Source organism: Ruegeria sp. H4 (assembly GCF_056533065.1).
This window is the reverse complement of sequence record NZ_JBQFOC010000001.1, coordinates 151,384-167,982: the sequence shown is the minus strand read 5'-3', so window position 1 is coordinate 167,982 and position 16,599 is coordinate 151,384. Positions and strand designations below refer to the sequence as shown.

Below are 16,599 nucleotides of genomic sequence, written 5' to 3'. Positions count from 1 at the left end.
ATGACATTTTTCCGTGTGGCAGTGGCCGCGCTGATCTCAGCAACACTTGGAACAAGTGCTGTGGCGCAGGACATCACCCTCACTTCGCATGACGGCCAGGTCGAGATCACGGGCGACCTGCTGGGTTTTGATGGCGAATTCTACCGCGTCGACACACAATTCGGAGAGCTGACAGTCGACGGCTCGGGCGTCACCTGTGATGGCCCCGCCTGCCCGAATCTGACGGATTTCGTGGCCGAGGTCTGGTTTTCGGGCTCGTCGGTCATGGCCGAAACCGTTTTGCCCGCTCTGATCATTGGTTTCGCGCGGCAAGAGGGGCTGACCGCAACGCCGAAACGGGTGGATGAACGCAGCTTTGCCTATGAACTGTTTCAGTCGGGGCGAACGGCGCCACTTGCGCGATTGTTCTTTCGCGTCGGAAACACGGATCAGGGATTTTCCGATCTGATCGCAAATGATGCCGACATCGTCATGGCCCTGCGTGAAATCCGCGAGGCTGAGCAGACGGCAGCGGCAGAGGCTGGGTTGGGCGATCTGACCCGCCCCCGCCGGTCGCGGGTGATTGCCCTGGACGCCATGGTCCCGGTTGTTGCCCCGGACAATATCACCGGTCAAATCTCGCCCGCCGATCTGGCACGTGTTCTGTCCGGTGAGGTCACAAACTGGGTGGATCTGGGTGGACCTGATGCGCCTATCGCGCTGCATATGCCAGATGCGGGGTCGGGTTTGGCCCAAGCTGTCGAGGATCAGCTGTTGGCCCCGGCAGATGTGGAGCTGTCTTCTGATGCCATACGCCACGGGCGCAACGGCGATCTGGTACAGGCCGTGGCGAAGGATTCTTTTGCCATCGGGATCGCCAGCCATGCCTCGGCCGATATCACGCGCGCCCTGCCCATGACCGGCGGGTGCGGGCATGCCCTCGCCGCATCACGTGATGCCATCAAGACCGAAGACTATCCGCTGACGCTGCCGATGTTCCTCTACCTGCCGGAACGCCGCCTGCCCCGGATCGCGCGGCAACTGCTGGCCTATAGCTTGGGCGCTGATGCCCAATTGGCCATCCGGCAGGCCGGATATGTCGATCAGACACCGGAAAGAACGCGAATTGGTTTGCAGGGCGACCGCCTGTCAAACGCCATTGTATCCGGCGGGGCCGAGGTTGGGCTGGAAGAGGTTCAGCGCATGGTCGATACACTACGTCCGATGGCGCGTTTGTCGCTGTCGGTTCGGTTCGAGCCCGGATCGTCCAGACCCGACGCCCAATCACGCTCGAACATTCAATATCTCGCGCAGGCGCTTGAGACCGGAACGCTGAACGCCCGCAAACTGCTGTTTGTCGGGTTCAGTGACGGGGATGGGCCTGCCAGCACCAATGCCCGCATCGCCCTGCGCCGTGCGCAAACCGTTCGGAACTCGGTTCTCGGGGCTGTTGAGACCGAGATACCTGACAGTATCGAGATCGCCGTCGACGGGTTCGGTGAGGCGATGCCCATGGCCTGCGACGACACCGAATGGGGCCGCAAAGTCAACCGCCGCGTTGAAATCTGGGTCGAATGACCCGCTAGAGGTATCCTTCGGACCGAAAACTCAGCTCGGTCGATTTGCCAATGATCAGATGGTCATGCAGGGTCAGACCCAGCGCGGTGCAGGCATCTTGAATGCGGTTGGTCATATCGATATCGGATTTCGACGGCGTCGGGTCGCCCGACGGGTGGTTATGCACCAGGATCAGGGCCGAAGCATTCAGCTCCAGTGCGCGCTTCGCCACCTCGCGCGGATAGACCGGTACGTGATCAACGGTGCCCTTGGCCTGCTCTTCATCCGCGATCAGTACGTTCTTGCGGTCCAGATAGAACACGCGGAACTGCTCGGTCTCACGATGGGCCATGGTGGTATGGCAATAGTCCAGCAGCGCATCCCAGCCTGAGATCACATGCCGCTGCATCACACGCGCACGGGCCATACGATGGGCGCAGGCCTCAAGGATTTTCAGATCCGTGATCACCGTATCCCCTACGCCCTTAATCTGCCGCAGCCGTTCTTCGGGCGCAGTCAGAACGCGGTTGAAATCGCCAAACGTATCCATCAGCGCGCGGGCCAGCGGCTTCACGTCTTGCCGCGGGATGGATCGAAACAGGACCAGTTCCAGTAGTTCATAATCCGGCATCGCAGCAGAGCCACCCGCCATGAACCGTTCGCGCAGCCGCTTGCGATGGTCTTTGATGTAGGAGGGTAACCGACCCGTCGGCAGCGGCTGCGCTGGCGCTTCGTCCGTATCGAAGAGCATGGGGGCTTCGGCAAAGGCGTCCTGTGTCATGATCTGACACTGGCGCAGAATCGGTTTCTGAATGGTTAACGCATCTCACCCGCCATACGCGCCGTGGCGCGTCGGACGACCATGTGCAGAACAATCGAGAACACGCCCAGCGTCAGCATTGCGGCAAACATCAGATCGGTTTTGGCGCGACCATTGGCCAGCAGCATCAGATAGCCCAAACCTTGTGACGACCCGACCCATTCGCCGATCACCGCCCCAATCGGCGCATAGACCGCCGCCAACCGCATCCCCGAGGCCAGCGAAGGAAAGGCCGCCGGGATTCGAATATACCAGAGTACAGATCGTCTGCTAGCCTGCATGGTCCGCGCAAGGTCCAGATAACCGGACGGGGTGCGCATTAACCCGTCAAAGAAAGACGAGGTGATCGGGAAATAGATGATGAGCACCGCCATCGCGACCTTAGACCAAAGGCCATAACCCAGCCACAGCGTAAGCAGCGGCGCCAGCGCAAAGACCGGCAGAGCCTGCGTGAACACCAGCATCGGCTGCACCAGCACCCGTGCGGCCCGCGAATTGGCCAGTTGCAGCGCGGTGACGACGCCTAGAACGGTACCCACCGCCAGGCCGATCACGACCTCAACCGCTGTGATCCAGGTATGTTCCGCAATCAACCATCGGTTCTGCCACCAGGTCTCGGCCACGACCGCAGGTCCGGGCAGGATGAATTTCGGCAGGCCGGTGATCGAGACAATGGCCTGCCAGATGGCTACGGCAAACACCGTCGCAGCTAGGGCAGAGAGGTATTTCATGACGCCTCTCTCAACAGTTTGAGCAGTGCGCCCTGGGTTTCCAGCGTCTCAAGGTCGTCCACATGGCGCGGTGCCGGGGCCTTGGGCGGAGCGCAGGGTGTCAGGCCATCCTGTGTCATGACGGTGATCGATTGGCCCAGACGTGCGGCCTCAGCCGGATCATGGGTAACCAGCAGAACGGTTCGCCCCTGCAACACCTCAGCGGCCAAATCCTGCATATCCGCACGGGTGCGGGCGTCGAGGGCCGAAAACGGCTCATCCAGCAGGACAATGGGGCGATCTTCCATCAACGTGCGGGCCAAAGCCACGCGCTGGCGTTGGCCGCCCGACAGTTCCGACGGTTTCTTGGTCATGTGATCTTGCAAGCGCATCCGTTCGATCAGACGGTCACGACGGTCCAGATTGGGCTTTTCGCCCCGCAACCGCGCGCCAAGCGAGACGTTTTGTGCCACATTCGCCCAAGGCAGCAGCAAATCGTCCTGCGCCATATAGGCGACACGATCCGGCACCGGCTGTCCGTCACCAGCAGTGATCTGGCCCGTGAAGACTGCCCCGGTCTCCAGCCCTGCAATCAGCCGCAGGACCGTGGTTTTACCAACGCCCGATCCGCCCAGCAGACACGTCCACGCCCCGGCCTCAAGGGTCAGGGTCAACGGCACAAACAAAGACGTGCCGTCGATGGTGGCTGTGCCGCTGATGGTCAGATCGGGCGCTGGCGTCATGGGGTCAGACCCATTTGCCAGAAATTGACTTCCAGCTGCGTTGCCATCTCAAAGGTCTTGCAGAGGTCCGCCCAAACCGGCAGCGCGGCATAGTTTGGGCCAAGCCGCCGAATCAAAGCGCCATCCATCAGCGCTCCGATGTCATGGCAATAGCTTTGATACTGCTCACCCGCATAAGTATCGATCCAGGGGCGATAGGTCTCGGATGTCGCCTCTTGCGCCAAACGCGAGCCGATCTCGGCATAGCCGATGACGCAGGGCAAAAGCGCCGCCAGCAGGTTCAGATAGTCGCCCGAATAGCCGGATTCGAGCACAAAGCGGGTATAGGCGAGGTTTTCGGGCCGCTCGGGTGTGGCGATCAACTCCTCTCGGGAAATGCCTTCGGCTTCGCAGACGCCGACATGCAGCATCATCTCTTCATGCATCAGACCGTTCACCGTGGCGGCGGCTACCTGCATTTCCTCATGCGTCTGTGCCTTGACCACGGCCAGCGCCCAAGCACGCGAGAAATGGGTGAGAAACACATAGTCCTGTCGCAAATAATGCAGGAACGCGTCCCGCGGCAGCGTTCCGTCCTTCAGGCCCTCGACAAAGGCTTGGCGTGTATACTCCCGCCATGGCCCTCGTGCCGCATCGCGCATCAGCGCGAAGGCTGTACCATATCCGCTCATTGCGCGGTCACATCAATTGTGATGTCGCCAACCGGGTTGATGCTGTCGATCATGCCGCTGTCTTTCAGGAACTGCTCGAACCGCGCATACCGACCCGCGTCAAAACCGGCAGGGCGCAAAGCAAAGCGGGGCAGTGTGTCAACCCAAGCGCGCGCGTTCAACTCATCCTGCAACTCTGGCGAAGTGGAGGCAAAGATTTCCCAGCTTTTTTCGGGGTTGTTGACGATATACTGTGTCGCCTTTTCGGTCGCGGCCAGAAAACGCGCTATCATGTCCGCGTCCATGGTGTCAGGGTTGGCGACATAGATCAGCTCATCATAGGGCGGCACGCCTTCTTCCTCGATGTAAAAGCAGGTGCCGGGGACACCTTCGATATCCATTTGGTTCAGCTCGAAGTTGCGATAGGCACCAATGACGGCGTCCACCTGACCGGTCATCAGCGACGGAGACAGAGAGAAGTTCACGTTGATCAGTTCAACATCGTCCAGTGCTACGTCATATTTGCCCAGCACAGTGGTCAAAACCGCTTCTTCCACACCAGCGACCGAGAAGCCGATTTTCTTGCCTTTCAGGTCGGCAGGCGATTTGATCGGGCCGTCTTCCAGAACCAGCAGACAGTTCAGAGGGGTCGCGACCAGTGTACCGACGCGTTTAAGCGGCAAGCCTTCGTGGATCTGCAGGTGCAACTGCGGCTGATAAGATACGGCCAGTTCGGCTTGACCAGCAGCCACCAGACGCGGCGGGGCGGACGGGTCAGCAGGTGGAACAATTTCAACCTCAAGGCCCTGCTCGGCGAAATAGCCGTTTTCCTGCGCCACGATGATGGGTCCATGATCGGGGTTTACGAACCAATCCAGCAGAACGGTCATCTTGTCTTCGGCCCATGCCGGCGCAGCGGCCAGAAGGGCGATGGCTGTCATCAGCTTTTTCATATCTCGCGTTTCCTTTTCACTCACGAGGTTGAGGCCGCAACGAGGACAATCTCGCCCGGCCAATCCGGTTCAATCTGTTCAGCTGCGCGCCAAGCGCGCAGACCAGTTGCACAGCACAAAGCCAATCGTTTTGCTTTGTTAGGCTCTGATTTCAGATGTTCCACGCTTAGGCGGCGCGCCAGGGGATGGATCGGCTGTGGGGCTTCATCCTCGCCCCGAAGCTCAACAATCACATCGCCTGAAGACAGCTGCGAGGCGGCAACGAAAGCGAAGGACTGCTCAGGCTCAGGTGCTGCGTCAAAGCGGAAGCTGGAGATGCGGAAGGTCTGGGCATCTACCTGCACCATCCGGCCAAGGGGCGACGGGTCGAGGCCCAGGATCAAAGCCAACGCCATCTGCGCCTGCATCGCGCCGATCATCCCCACGACCGGTCCCAACACACCTGCCGTAGCACAGCTCGCCCCGCTGGTTGGGGCCTCGGGGAACACGGCCCGCAGTGACGGTGCGCCGCTGCAGAACGCACCAACATAGCCAGACAGGCCCAGCACCGACGCGCTGACCAAAGGTTTGCCCAAGTTGAGACAGGTATCCGACAGGGTGTAGCTGGCGGCATAGCTGTCCGCACAATCGAGGATCAGATCGGCCTGTGAAACGAAACCAGCCGCATTTTCGCTTGTTAGAGCCTGTTTTTGCGCCATGACACTGATATCAGAATTCAAAGCACGGCAGCGATCGGCTGCAACTTCGGCTTTTGGGCGTCCGCAATCGGCCTCTGTAAACAGCGTCTGTCGATGCAGGTTCGACAGGGCCACCTCATCCGCATCGAGGATCGTCAGATGGCCAACGCCTGCCCCGGCCAACAAAGGTAGGACCGGAGCCGCCAATCCGCCCGCCCCGACAACCAGAACACGCGCCTTGGATAGGCGCGCCTGCCCTTCACCCCCCACCTCAGGCAGGATCATCTGGCGGGCGTAGCGGTTCATCTGGTAGCCTCGATCCACTGGCGCACCCGCGCCTCGGGGTCGGCGTTAAGGGTAATGTCCGTAACGACCGAGACGATATCGGCACCCGCCTCAAGCACGCCGGGTGCGCGTTCGACGCTCATACCGCCGATCCCGACCAGAGGAATATCGCCCACACGGGCCTTCCATTCGGTGACTCGCGGCAAGCCCTGCTGCTCCCACTTCATCTTTTTCAGGATCGTCGGATAGACCGGCCCCAGCGCGACATAGTCGGGGTCCATGGCCAGAACGCGCTCTAGCTCATTATCGTCATGGGTGGAAACGCCCAGCTTTAGGCCCGCTTTTCGGATCGCCTTGAGGTCGGCATCATCCAAATCTTCCTGCCCCAGATGGATCCAGTCGCAGCCAGCATCTATCGCAGCCTGCCAAAAATCGTTCACCACCAGAACCGCGCCATGCTGATTGCACAATTCGCGAGAGGTCGCGATCTCGGCCCGGACAACATCGTCCGGCTGATCCTTCATGCGCAGCTGGACCAGCTTTACACCCAAGGGCATCATCCGCCGCAGCCAGTCCGAGTGGTCAAAGATCGGGTAAAAACGGTCCAAGCTCATGACAGGAACGCCTTTCCAACAACGGGGGTTGAGGGTTCGGCCATGTCCCGCGCCTCGATCGGGTCGGCCTGATGGGCCAGCTGCCCGGCCTCAACCGCGCGCATCATCGCCTTTGCCATCAACGCCGGATCACCGGCGCGGGCGACGGCTGTGTTCAGCAAGACGGCATCATATCCCAGCTCCATCGCGTGGGCCGCATGGCTGGGCAGGCCGATCCCGGCATCAATCACCAGCGGCACATCCGGAAACTCGGCCCGCATTGCGCGCAGGGCGTATTCGTTGTTTAGCCCCCGGCCCGAACCGATTGGCGCACCCCAGGGCATCAGAACCTCGCACCCGGCCTCAAGCAGCCGCCCGCCTACGATCAAATCGTCGGTGGTGTACGGGAAGACCTCGAACCCGTCCTCGGTCAGGATGCGCGCGGCCTCGACCAGTTGAAAAACGTCCGGCTGCAGACTGTCGGTATGGCCAATCAGCTCCAGCTTGATCCACTTGGTCTCAAACACTTCGCGGGCCATATGCGCGGTGGTTACCGCTTCTTTCACCGTGTGACAGCCGGCCGTGTTGGGTAGCATCAGCACACCCAGATCGCGGATCATCTGCCAAAATGTCTGCCCGGCCCCCGCTTCCCGCCGCAGAGAGACAGTCGCCACACCTGCGCCGCTGTCGCGGAACGCCTGTTCGAGGATAGCGGGGCTGGGATATTGCGCGGTGCCCAGCATCAGCGGGTTGGGCAGATCGACGCCATAAAAGCTTTTCATTCTCACCCTCCTTGCATCGGCGACAGGATTTCGACCCGGTCACCTTCGGACAGAGCGTGGGCAATGCGCAGACTGGAGGGGACGAATTCCTCGTTCACGGCCGTTGCAACACGGCCGGAGAAACCGCATTCCTCCAGCAACTCTGCCAAGTTGGAGGCCTTTACCTCCTTGGGGTCGCCATTAAGCACGATCTTCATCGACCATCTCCGAATGTTTGTTCTCAAGCGCCAGATCGGCCACGCCCTGTGCCAAGGCAGGCGCCAACAGGTAGCCATGGCGGTAGAGGCCATTGGCATAGATCGCCCGGCCCAAACGCCGAATACGCGGCAGGTTGTCAGGAAAGGCAGGGCGCAGATCGACGCCGATTTCCAGCACCTCAGCCTCACCAAAGGCCGGGTTCAAAGCGTAGGCCGCGCTGAGCAGTTCCAGCATTGAGCGCGCGGTGATCCGGCTACTGTCTTCGCTTTCGATCATGGTCGCGCCCAGCATGTAAGTGCCCTCACCACGCGGCACGATGTAAAGCGGTATCCGCGGATGCAGCAGACGCACCGGGCGCGTCAGGGTCACATCAGGGCACCGCACAACCAGCATCTCGCCCTTTACGCCCCGCAAATCGGGCAAAGCATCTCGCGCTTGAAGCCCCCTGCAGTCGATCGCATTCTCCAACTGCGCGGGTGCGGGCTTGTGATGAAACACCACACCTTGGTCTTTCAAGCCATGGTACAGGTCACTCAGCGCTTGCCTTGGATCAAGATGCGCCTCTTGTCCGAAGTACAGCCCCTTGCTGAATCCATGCAGATCAGGCTCTATTTCAACGATCTTTTCCCTATCTGCCTCGCAAAACGCTTCGGTCCTGCGCGCGAAACGTCGCAAGTCAGGCATATCCCGAGCGTTGGCAACAACCAGTGTACCGCACCGGCTCACGGCTGTACGATCCGCCCACCACGCGATGGCTTCTTGGCCTAGTCGCAAAACCGGTTCTTCGGCATTTTCATATTCACACCAAGGCGCCAACATGCCACCTGCCCACCAGGAACACCCATGCGGGCCAGGCGGGCCTTTGGGATCGAACACCTGTACCTTTGCCCCGCGCGCGGTCAGCTCGCTGGCGACGGCCAGCCCTGCCACACCGGCCCCTATGACGGACCAGATCGTCACGCCGACCACATCCGGTAGAAGTGATGCACCGGGCCGTGACCCGCTCCTACCCTTAGTGTATCTGCCTGTGCAATCGCGCCCTGCAGATACCCATGCGCTTCACGTGTCGAATCGATCAGGGACAGTCCTTTGGCCAAACCGGCAGCAATCGAAGACGACAGCGTGCAGCCGGTTCCATGCGTGTTTGTTGTGTTCTGCCGCGGGGCCTGAAACTCGGCGATCACGCCCGTTTCATCGACCAGAAGATCATGACAAATAACACCCGCGCCATGCCCTCCCTTCATCAAGACCGCCCCTGCGCCCAACGCGCACAGCGCTTTACCTTGAGTGATCAACTCTGCAGGTGAAGCCGCGCCGCACTGCCCCAACAGACACGCCGCCTCTGGCAGGTTGGGTGTCAGGACCGTCGCGCGCGGCAGCAAGACCTCGCGCAAGGTTTGAACCGCCTCTTGCGCCAACAAAGCGTCACCGGATTTTGCCACCATAACCGGGTCGAGTACGACAGGCCCGCCATATCTTGAAATCCCGTCCGCTACCGTCTGGATGATCTCAGGCGTGGCCAACATTCCAATCTTGATGGCCCGTACATCCAAATCACTCAGAACAGCGTCGATCTGAGCGGCAATCACATCCAGCGGAATACCATGTACAGCTGTAACAGCCTGCGTGTTTTGCGCTGTAACGGCGGTGATCACGCTGCAGCCAAACACTCCCAATGCTGACATGGCCTTGAGATCGGCCTGAATGCCCGCCCCGCCGCCGCTATCAGATCCCGCAATGGTCAAGGCAATTTCTACCACGTCGTTGCTCCACTTACTTGGGCAACGGGGTATGGAAAACGTCTGTTTGTGTTAGACCGTTCCCTCCGCCGGTATTGCCCGGATCAGGTTCGATGGGTTGACGCACGCGCCTCTCAGCCCTGCAATCAGGGCACCCCAACGGTTGATTGGGACAATCTCAGGACAGGTCTGGGAAATCAAGCATCAATCTGCGGGTCATATGGCCACATCCTACAAGGAAGTAAGACCAATAGATGTTGAATCCATGCGAAGCTCTGCCTCGCGCTCCGGGATATTTCTGGCCAGATGAAGCAGCGGATCCAAACTTCATCTGGCTCTAAATATCCCGGGGGAGACGCCCGTAGGGCGGCGGGGGCAGAGCCCCCAATGCAAAAGGCCGCCCCATTTTGGAGCGGCCTGTTTCTTGCTCTAGCTTTTCATCCCATCCCAGAAAGATTTGACGGACGAGAAAAAACTTTTTGATTCCGGATGGTTATCTTCACCCAGATCATCGAATTCTCGAAGCAGCTCTTTCTGGCGGCTGGTCAGATTAACCGGCGTTTCCACAGCCAGTTCGATGAACATGTCTCCAACACCACCGCCACGAAGGGCTGGCATGCCTTTGCTGCGCAGACGCATCTGGCGGCCCGACTGACTGCCAGCTGGTATTTGCACGCGGCCGCGGCCACCATCAATCGTAGGTACTTCGATGGACCCACCCAGCGCGGCTTTGGCCATGCTGACGGGCACACGGCAATAAAGGTTCACGCTATCGCGCTCGAACAGCTTGTGTTCGGAGACCTCGACAAAGATATAGAGATCGCCGGGAGGGCCACCGCGCATTCCCGCCTCGCCTTCGCCAGCCAGACGAATGCGAGTTCCGGTTTCAACGCCTGCGGGGATGTTCACCGACAGGGCGCGTTCTTTTTCCACCCGGCCAGAGCCGCTGCAAACCTTGCAGGGGTTTTTGATGATCTGACCCAGCCCGGAACAGGTGGGGCAGGTGCGCTCAACGGTGAAAAACCCTTGCTGCGCGCGTACTTTGCCCATGCCGGAACAGGTGGGGCAGGTAATCGGCTCGGCGCCGCCCTCGGCCCCGGTTCCGTCACAAGACGAACAGGCCACAGCAGCAGGGACATTGATGGTTTTTTGCAGGCCTGCATAGGCCTCTTCCAGCGTCACGCGTAGGTTGTAGCGCAGGTCTGATCCGCGCGCCGCGCGACGGCCACCGCCGCCACGCTGGCCACCCATGAAATCGCCGAACAGATCATCGAATACATCCGAGAATGCACTAGAGAAATCACCCTGCCCAAAGCCACCGCCAGGTCGACCGCCACCACCCATACCGTTTTCAAAGGCGGCATGGCCGAACCGGTCGTAAGCGGCCTTGCGGTCCGCGTCCTTCAGCACGTCATAGGCTTCATTCGCTTCTTTGAACTGCGCCTCAGCATCCGGGTTGTCTTTGTTGCGGTCGGGATGCAACTCTTTGGCTTTCTTGCGAAAACCCTTCTTGATCTCGTCCGCCGATGCGCCCTTGGTCACGCCGAGCACATCGTAATAGTCGCGTTTTGACATCAGTGTTTCCTTCTGCCTCAACGTAATCGGGCCGGCCCGGCAACCGGACCGGCCCGCATTGGCCCGGTTACCCGTTACTTACGTTTGTCGTCGTCCAGATCTTCGAACTCGGCGTCGACAATGTCATCGTCGGCTGGCGCTTCGTCAGCTGCCGCAGGCTCATCTTCGCCCTCTTCGGCTTGCGCCTTGTAGATAGCTTCACCCAGCTTCATGGCCGCTTCAGTGACGTTCTGGATGCCCGACTTGATCTTGTCGGCATTTTCCGTTTCCAGCTCGTCCTTCAGCGCGGCAATCGCCAGCTCGATGGCTTCGATGGTGGTCGGGTCAACCTTATCGGAATGTTCTTCCATCGACTTCTCGGTCGAGTGGATGAGGCTTTCCGCTTGGTTTTTGGCGTCGACCAGCTCACGGCGTTCCTTGTCGGCTTCCGCGTTCTCTTCGGCGTCCTTGACCATCTTTTCAATGTCCTCGTCGGACAGACCACCCGAGGCCTGGATGGTAATCTTCTGCTCTTTGCCGGTGCCTTTGTCCTTGGCCGAAACCGAGACAATGCCGTTGGCGTCGATGTCAAAAGTCACCTCGATTTGAGGCATACCGCGCGGTGCGGGTGGGATATCTTCGAGGTTGAACTGACCCAGGATCTTGTTGTCCGCAGCCATTTCACGTTCACCCTGGAACACGCGGATAGTCACGGCGTTCTGGTTGTCCTCGGCGGTCGAGAAGACCTGAGACTTCTTGGTCGGGATCGTGGTGTTGCGGTCGATCAGGCGGGTGAACACGCCACCCAGGGTTTCAATGCCCAGCGACAGCGGGGTCACGTCCAGCAGAACCACGTCTTTGACGTCGCCCTGCAGAACACCGGCCTGAATGGCGGCGCCCATGGCAACCACTTCGTCCGGGTTCACGCCCTTGTGGGGTTCTTTGCCAAAGAACTTGGTGACCTCTTCGATCACTTTCGGCATCCGGGTCATACCACCAACCAGAACAACTTCGTCTACGTCAGCAGCCGACAGACCGGCGTCTTTCAGGGCTGCCTGGCAGGGCTTCATCGACTTCTTGATCAGGTCCGCAACCAGCGATTCCAGCTTGGCACGGGTCAGCTTCATGACCATGTGCAGCGGCTGACCGTTGGAACCCATCGAGATGAAAGGCTGGTTGATCTCGGTCTGCGAGGTCGAGCTGAGTTCGATCTTGGCTTTCTCGGCGGCTTCTTTCAGACGTTGCAGGGCCATCTTGTCAGCAGACAGATCGACACCGTGTTCCTTTTTGAACTCATCCGCCAGGTAGTTGACGATGCGCATGTCAAAGTCTTCACCACCCAGGAAGGTGTCACCATTGGTCGACTTAACTTCGAACAGGCCGTCGTCGATTTCCAGAATGGTCACGTCGAAGGTACCGCCACCAAGGTCATAGACCGCGATGGTTTGGGTTTCTTCTTTGTCCAGACCATAAGCCAGAGCAGCCGCTGTCGGTTCGTTGATGATCCGCAGCACTTCCAGGCCGGCGATTTTACCGGCGTCTTTGGTGGCCTGACGCTGCGCGTCGTTGAAATAGGCCGGAACGGTGATAACCGCCTGCGTGACTTCCTCACCCAGATAGCTCTCGGCGGTTTCCTTCATCTTGCCCAGAGTGAAGGCCGAGATCTGGCTTGGGGAGTACTTTTCACCACGGGCTTCCACCCATGCGTCACCATTGCCGCCATCGACGATGGCATAGGGCACCATTTTCTTGTCTTTTTCGACTTCAGCATCATCCACACGACGACCGATCAGACGCTTGACGCCGAAAATCGTGTTGTCGGGGTTGGTGACCGCCTGACGTTTTGCAGGCTGACCGACCAGTCGCTCATCTTCGGTGAAGGCGACGATCGAGGGCGTGGTCCGCGCCCCTTCTGCGTTTTCGATGACCTTCGGCTGCGAGCCGTCCATGATGGCAACGCACGAGTTTGTGGTACCAAGGTCAATGCCGATTACTTTTCCCATAATTTTGATCCCTTTCAATTTAAGGCGATGTCCCGAGGGCCGGACCCGTTATGGCATCCTGTCCCCGATCTGATGTGCGCGACAGCACTACACCATCGCGCGTCCCGGCGTATATAAGGTCCGGACCAATGGCCTGCAAGCACTCTGAATCGCAGGTTTTCGGGAATCTGCAGCCTTTTTTGGCAAGGATTTGGTAAGGAATGGGGAATCAGGTATGGCGCAGCTGCTTTTGCGGGGGTTCGATATCAGGAAAGGGTATCTGGACAGTGCCGCCCAGACCCGACTGATCGAGGCATTGCGCCCGATTCTGAAAGCCGCGCCATTGGTGCGGCCTGTGACACCATCAGGCAAGGAGATGTCGGTGCGCATGACCTCGGCTGGGGCGCTGGGTTGGGTCACCGATAGATCAGGCTATCGTTATCAGGATCACCACCCCAAAGGTGAAAGATGGCCCGCGATTCCCGAGGCGATCTTGACCATTTGGCAAGATTTGGTCAGCGCCGAACGTGAACCGGATTGTTGCCTGATCAACTACTATGACGAGAGCGCCAAGATGGGCCTGCATCAGGATAAGGACGAGGCAGATTTTTCCTGGCCAGTACTTTCAATCTCGCTAGGCGATGACGCCCTGTTTCGCATTGGCAATACAACGCGCGGCGGCAAAACGGAATCTGTTTGGCTAAGCTCGGGCGATGTGGTGATCATGGGCGGCCCGGCTCGGCTGACCTATCACGGCGTTGATCGGATCAGGCCCGGATCATCCCGCCTGTTGCCCAAGGGCGGACGGATCAACCTGACCCTGCGCGTGGCAAGTTAACGTCGAGCGTTCCAGCTTTGGGACATGTGCTTGCGCGAGAAGAAATCGCCCAACAAGCCAATCATTGTCAGAGCGATCCCGACCCAAAGTGCATACTCCCAGTCGGAGTTGCGTGGATAATAGTTGCGGAACACAAACCCTCGGCACTGATCAATAAGATGAAACAAAGGGTTCCACGCAAACATCATCAAAACACTTCCACCCAATGCGTTTCCCAGAAACATTTTGCCTGAAAACACCATGTTCAGCCGCCGATAGATGGTGCTCAGCATTGTAGCGGTTGTTGGAAACCACGGCTTAAGCGCCATAAACACCAAACCAATCGAACACCCGGTGAACCACGCCAGTATCAGCATCCCAAAGGCTCCACCCGGGTCCTGAATTTCAAGAGGCGCCACTGCGACGCTGTAGACGAACAAGATCACGGTAATCGACATGATCTGCTTGTAAAGCGCACCAAATGCCGAGGCGAGCAACATGACCATGGCGTTCATCGGAGAATGCTGCATCATTGGATTGTTTTTTCCACCTAACTTGGACATGGCTGCAATCGACTGGGTATGCATCATGAAAAGAAACACACCCGACAGCAGATACAGGATGAATTCACCCCTGATCTTGGCCACGCGCGGGCCCATGAAGGTCATAAGTAGATAAAAAACCATAGCGATCAGAAGAATCTGCAGGATATTGATCAAGATCGCGATCACGGCATTTGAGTGTTGTGTGCGCACGTCACGCACCACACCGTGGAACACCAGTTCTGCGATGGTAAAGGCGCTGCCCAGCATCGATTGACTGCGCTTGAAGTAAAACACGCGAGGGGTCTTTCCTGTTTTGTTGCCCTCAAACTGGCACGAATACCTTGCCGTTCGGTAACCGGCACATCATAAGTCCGTCAGAGATTTGGATCAACAAACCACGTAAACGGAGCATTTTTGTGACCTACGATGCGCTTATCCCCGTCATCCGGCGTCTGGCCCTGGAAGCTGGCGACAAGATCATGGAGATCTACCAGGCGGATGATTTCGACGTGAAGGTCAAATCAGATGCAAGCCCCGTGACCGAGGCGGACGAAGCTGCCGACGCCCTGATTTCTGAAGGGCTGCGCGCAGCTTTCCCGGATATCCTGCTTGTGACCGAGGAACAGGCCGCGTCGCATTCGACCAAGGGGGAAACATTCCTGATCGTTGATCCGCTGGATGGAACCAAGGAGTTCATCAACCGGCGCGGCGATTTCACTGTCAATATCGCATTGGTCGAAAATGGCGTTCCCACGCGCGGCGTCGTCTATGCTCCGGCGCGCGGTCGCATGTTCTATACGCAAGCTGACGGGCAGGCGGTGGAAGAAACAGGCACATTGGACAAAGTTCAAGCTGGTGAGGTCACGCCCATCTCGGTCTCAGACCCAGACAATTCAGCGCTCTTGGTGGTGGCGTCGAAATCCCACCGCGATCAGGCCACAGATGACTACATCAACAAATATCAGGTGCAGGATAGCAAGAGCGCGGGCTCGTCACTGAAATTCTGCCTGGTCGCAACGGGTGAGGCCGATATCTATCCGCGCGTCGGTCGCACCATGGAGTGGGACACCGCCGCCGGTCACGCCGTTCTGGCTGGCGCGGGCGGCAAGGTCGTGCGGTTCGACAATCACGAATCCCTGACCTATGGCAAGGACGGCTATGCAAACCCGTTCTTCATCGCCTACGCTCCGGGTGTTGAGCTGAAAGAAGCCTGATGTCTGTTCTGATCGCCATCCCCACCCGCTATGCCTCGACCCGGTATCCCGGCAAACCTCTGGTTCCACTGACCGGTGCGACGGGCAAAGCGATGACGCTGATTGAACGATCCTGGCGCGCAGCCTGTTCGGTTTCGGGCGTGGATAAGGTGGTCGTGGCCACCGATGATGACCGCATCCGCGACGCCGCCGAGGGCTTCGGAGCCGAAGTCGTGATGACTTCGGAAGCCTGCCAGAACGGCACCGAACGCTGTGCCGAGGCGCATACCGTGCTGGGCGGAGGGTACGACATCATCGTCAACCTGCAAGGCGACGCCCCCCTGACCCCGCATTGGTTTGTCGAAGACCTGATCGCAGGCCTGCGCGCCGCACCTGATGCGGGTGTGGCGACCCCGGTTCTGCGCTGTGACGGTGACGCACTGAACAGCCTGTTGAACGACCGCAAACACGGGCGCGTCGGTGGAACCACGGCGGTGTTCACCCACGACAAAAGCGCGATGTATTTCTCGAAGGAAGTGGTTCCCTTCACCTCAGACACATTCGCTGGTGATGCGCCTACACCGGTTTTTCACCACGTCGGCGTCTATGCCTACCGGCCGGACGCTCTGGCCGCTTATCCCGGCTGGCCAACCGGCCCGCTAGAACAGTTGGAGGGCCTGGAACAGCTGCGCTTTATGGAAAACGGTCGCAAGGTCCTGTGTGTCGAGGTCGAAGCCAAAGGTCGCCAGTTCTGGGAACTCAACAACCCCGAGGACGTGCCGAAGATCGAAGAAATGATGGCCTCTATGGGTCTGGAGTGAT

At 59.1% G+C, this 16,599-nt stretch carries 18 protein-coding genes and 1 riboswitch; of the genes, 4 read left to right on the top strand and 14 right to left on the bottom strand.

The genetic code is table 11. The features are described 5' to 3' along the window. On the top strand, positions 1-1,557 hold the full coding sequence (locus ACR0KG_RS00795; RefSeq protein WP_480826197.1) for a phosphate ABC transporter substrate-binding/OmpA family protein: 1,557 nt from the start codon (positions 1-3) through the stop codon (positions 1,555-1,557). 4 nt (positions 1,558-1,561) lie between these two features. Here the strand turns inward: ACR0KG_RS00795 and radC are convergent, their stop codons facing one another. The 13 genes from radC to dnaK all read right to left on the bottom strand — a co-directional run bounded on the left by radC (position 1,562) and on the right by dnaK (position 13,243). Next, complete coding sequence (gene radC, locus ACR0KG_RS00790; protein ID WP_170534177.1) at positions 1,562-2,317, bottom strand: RadC family protein; 756 nt, start codon at positions 2,315-2,317, stop codon at positions 1,562-1,564. 35 nt (positions 2,318-2,352) lie between these two features. Then, positions 2,353-3,087, bottom strand: a complete 735-nt coding sequence (locus ACR0KG_RS00785) for an ABC transporter permease (protein WP_480550521.1) — start codon at positions 3,085-3,087, stop codon at positions 2,353-2,355. Continuing rightward, positions 3,084-3,809: an ABC transporter ATP-binding protein gene (locus ACR0KG_RS00780; RefSeq protein WP_480550519.1), complete on the bottom strand. Its 726-nt coding sequence runs from the start codon at positions 3,807-3,809 to the stop codon at positions 3,084-3,086. The genes ACR0KG_RS00785 and ACR0KG_RS00780 overlap by 4 nt, the downstream gene beginning before the upstream one ends. Further along, the gene (gene tenA / locus ACR0KG_RS00775; protein ID WP_480826196.1) at positions 3,806-4,480 is read right to left on the bottom strand and encodes a thiaminase II; all 675 of its coding nucleotides are present in this window, start codon (positions 4,478-4,480) and stop codon (positions 3,806-3,808) included. The genes ACR0KG_RS00780 and tenA overlap by 4 nt, the downstream gene beginning before the upstream one ends. Further along, positions 4,477-5,412: an ABC transporter substrate-binding protein gene (locus ACR0KG_RS00770; RefSeq protein WP_480826195.1), complete on the bottom strand. Its 936-nt coding sequence runs from the start codon at positions 5,410-5,412 to the stop codon at positions 4,477-4,479. The genes tenA and ACR0KG_RS00770 overlap by 4 nt, the downstream gene beginning before the upstream one ends. A 20-nt stretch (positions 5,413-5,432) precedes the next feature. Beyond that, positions 5,433-6,395, bottom strand: a complete 963-nt coding sequence (locus ACR0KG_RS00765; RefSeq protein WP_480826194.1) for a HesA/MoeB/ThiF family protein — start codon at positions 6,393-6,395, stop codon at positions 5,433-5,435. After that, the gene (locus tag ACR0KG_RS00760) at positions 6,392-6,988 is read right to left on the bottom strand and encodes a thiamine phosphate synthase (RefSeq protein WP_480826193.1); all 597 of its coding nucleotides are present in this window, start codon (positions 6,986-6,988) and stop codon (positions 6,392-6,394) included. The genes ACR0KG_RS00765 and ACR0KG_RS00760 overlap by 4 nt, the downstream gene beginning before the upstream one ends. Further along, positions 6,985-7,749: a thiazole synthase gene (locus ACR0KG_RS00755; protein WP_480826192.1), complete on the bottom strand. Its 765-nt coding sequence runs from the start codon at positions 7,747-7,749 to the stop codon at positions 6,985-6,987. Before ACR0KG_RS00755 ends, ACR0KG_RS00760 begins: the two co-directional genes overlap by 4 nt. A gap of 2 nt (positions 7,750-7,751) precedes the next feature. Beyond that, a complete protein-coding gene (gene thiS / locus ACR0KG_RS00750; protein ID WP_480826191.1) occupies positions 7,752-7,946 on the bottom strand; it encodes a sulfur carrier protein ThiS in 195 nt (64 codons plus the stop codon). Next, positions 7,930-8,907 carry an FAD-dependent oxidoreductase gene (locus ACR0KG_RS00745; protein ID WP_480826190.1) on the bottom strand — a complete coding sequence of 326 codons (978 nt, stop codon included), beginning with the start codon at positions 8,905-8,907 and terminating at the stop codon, positions 7,930-7,932. The genes thiS and ACR0KG_RS00745 overlap by 17 nt, the downstream gene beginning before the upstream one ends. After that, positions 8,904-9,707, bottom strand: coding sequence for a bifunctional hydroxymethylpyrimidine kinase/phosphomethylpyrimidine kinase (gene thiD / locus ACR0KG_RS00740; RefSeq protein ID WP_480826189.1), 804 nt, complete (start codon positions 9,705-9,707; stop codon positions 8,904-8,906). Before thiD ends, ACR0KG_RS00745 begins: the two co-directional genes overlap by 4 nt. A 43-nt stretch (positions 9,708-9,750) precedes the next feature. Next, a riboswitch (TPP riboswitch) is annotated at positions 9,751-9,855 on the bottom strand. 260 nt (positions 9,856-10,115) lie between these two features. Beyond that, positions 10,116-11,261 carry a molecular chaperone DnaJ gene (gene dnaJ, locus ACR0KG_RS00735; protein WP_480550501.1) on the bottom strand — a complete coding sequence of 382 codons (1,146 nt, stop codon included), beginning with the start codon at positions 11,259-11,261 and terminating at the stop codon, positions 10,116-10,118. A gap of 74 nt (positions 11,262-11,335) precedes the next feature. Next, positions 11,336-13,243, bottom strand: a complete 1,908-nt coding sequence (gene dnaK, locus ACR0KG_RS00730; RefSeq protein WP_480550499.1) for a molecular chaperone DnaK — start codon at positions 13,241-13,243, stop codon at positions 11,336-11,338. A gap of 214 nt (positions 13,244-13,457) precedes the next feature. On the opposite strand from dnaK, the gene ACR0KG_RS00725 reads away from it, so the two are divergent. Then, on the top strand, positions 13,458-14,060 hold the full coding sequence (locus tag ACR0KG_RS00725; protein ID WP_480826188.1) for an alpha-ketoglutarate-dependent dioxygenase AlkB family protein: 603 nt from the start codon (positions 13,458-13,460) through the stop codon (positions 14,058-14,060). On the opposite strand, the gene ACR0KG_RS00720 is transcribed toward ACR0KG_RS00725, so the two are convergent. Next, positions 14,057-14,878, bottom strand: a complete 822-nt coding sequence (locus tag ACR0KG_RS00720) for an ABC transporter permease (protein WP_480543666.1) — start codon at positions 14,876-14,878, stop codon at positions 14,057-14,059. The genes ACR0KG_RS00725 and ACR0KG_RS00720 overlap by 4 nt on opposite strands. A 122-nt stretch (positions 14,879-15,000) precedes the next feature. Here ACR0KG_RS00720 and cysQ point away from each other — a divergent pair, with 122 nt between their 5' ends. Both cysQ and ACR0KG_RS00710 read left to right on the top strand, forming a co-directional pair. Next, positions 15,001-15,798, top strand: coding sequence for a 3'(2'),5'-bisphosphate nucleotidase CysQ (gene cysQ / locus ACR0KG_RS00715; RefSeq protein WP_480550495.1), 798 nt, complete (start codon positions 15,001-15,003; stop codon positions 15,796-15,798). Continuing rightward, complete coding sequence (locus tag ACR0KG_RS00710) at positions 15,798-16,598, top strand: 3-deoxy-manno-octulosonate cytidylyltransferase family protein (RefSeq protein ID WP_480550493.1); 801 nt, start codon at positions 15,798-15,800, stop codon at positions 16,596-16,598. The genes cysQ and ACR0KG_RS00710 overlap by 1 nt, the downstream gene beginning before the upstream one ends. Position 16,599: the final 1 nt, after the last annotated feature.

Coding starts and splice junctions, on each gene's coding strand:
- ACR0KG_RS00755 (WP_480826192.1), bottom strand. CDS start 7,749: ATGAAAAGCTTTTATGGCGTCGATCTGCCCAACCCGCTGATGCTGGGC.
- dnaJ (WP_480550501.1), bottom strand. CDS start 11,261: ATGTCAAAACGCGACTATTACGATGTGCTCGGCGTGACCAAGGGCGCA.
- tenA (WP_480826196.1), bottom strand. CDS start 4,480: ATGAGCGGATATGGTACAGCCTTCGCGCTGATGCGCGATGCGGCACGA.
- ACR0KG_RS00725 (WP_480826188.1), top strand. CDS start 13,458: ATGGCGCAGCTGCTTTTGCGGGGGTTCGATATCAGGAAAGGGTATCTG.
- thiS (WP_480826191.1), bottom strand. CDS start 7,946: ATGAAGATCGTGCTTAATGGCGACCCCAAGGAGGTAAAGGCCTCCAAC.
- ACR0KG_RS00760 (WP_480826193.1), bottom strand. CDS start 6,988: ATGAGCTTGGACCGTTTTTACCCGATCTTTGACCACTCGGACTGGCTG.
- radC (WP_170534177.1), bottom strand. CDS start 2,317: ATGACACAGGACGCCTTTGCCGAAGCCCCCATGCTCTTCGATACGGAC.
- ACR0KG_RS00710 (WP_480550493.1), top strand. CDS start 15,798: ATGTCTGTTCTGATCGCCATCCCCACCCGCTATGCCTCGACCCGGTAT.
- dnaK (WP_480550499.1), bottom strand. CDS start 13,243: ATGGGAAAAGTAATCGGCATTGACCTTGGTACCACAAACTCGTGCGTT.
- ACR0KG_RS00770 (WP_480826195.1), bottom strand. CDS start 5,412: ATGAAAAAGCTGATGACAGCCATCGCCCTTCTGGCCGCTGCGCCGGCA.
- ACR0KG_RS00785 (WP_480550521.1), bottom strand. CDS start 3,087: ATGAAATACCTCTCTGCCCTAGCTGCGACGGTGTTTGCCGTAGCCATC.
- ACR0KG_RS00765 (WP_480826194.1), bottom strand. CDS start 6,395: ATGAACCGCTACGCCCGCCAGATGATCCTGCCTGAGGTGGGGGGTGAA.
- ACR0KG_RS00795 (WP_480826197.1), top strand. CDS start 1: ATGACATTTTTCCGTGTGGCAGTGGCCGCGCTGATCTCAGCAACACTT.
- ACR0KG_RS00780 (WP_480550519.1), bottom strand. CDS start 3,809: ATGACGCCAGCGCCCGATCTGACCATCAGCGGCACAGCCACCATCGAC.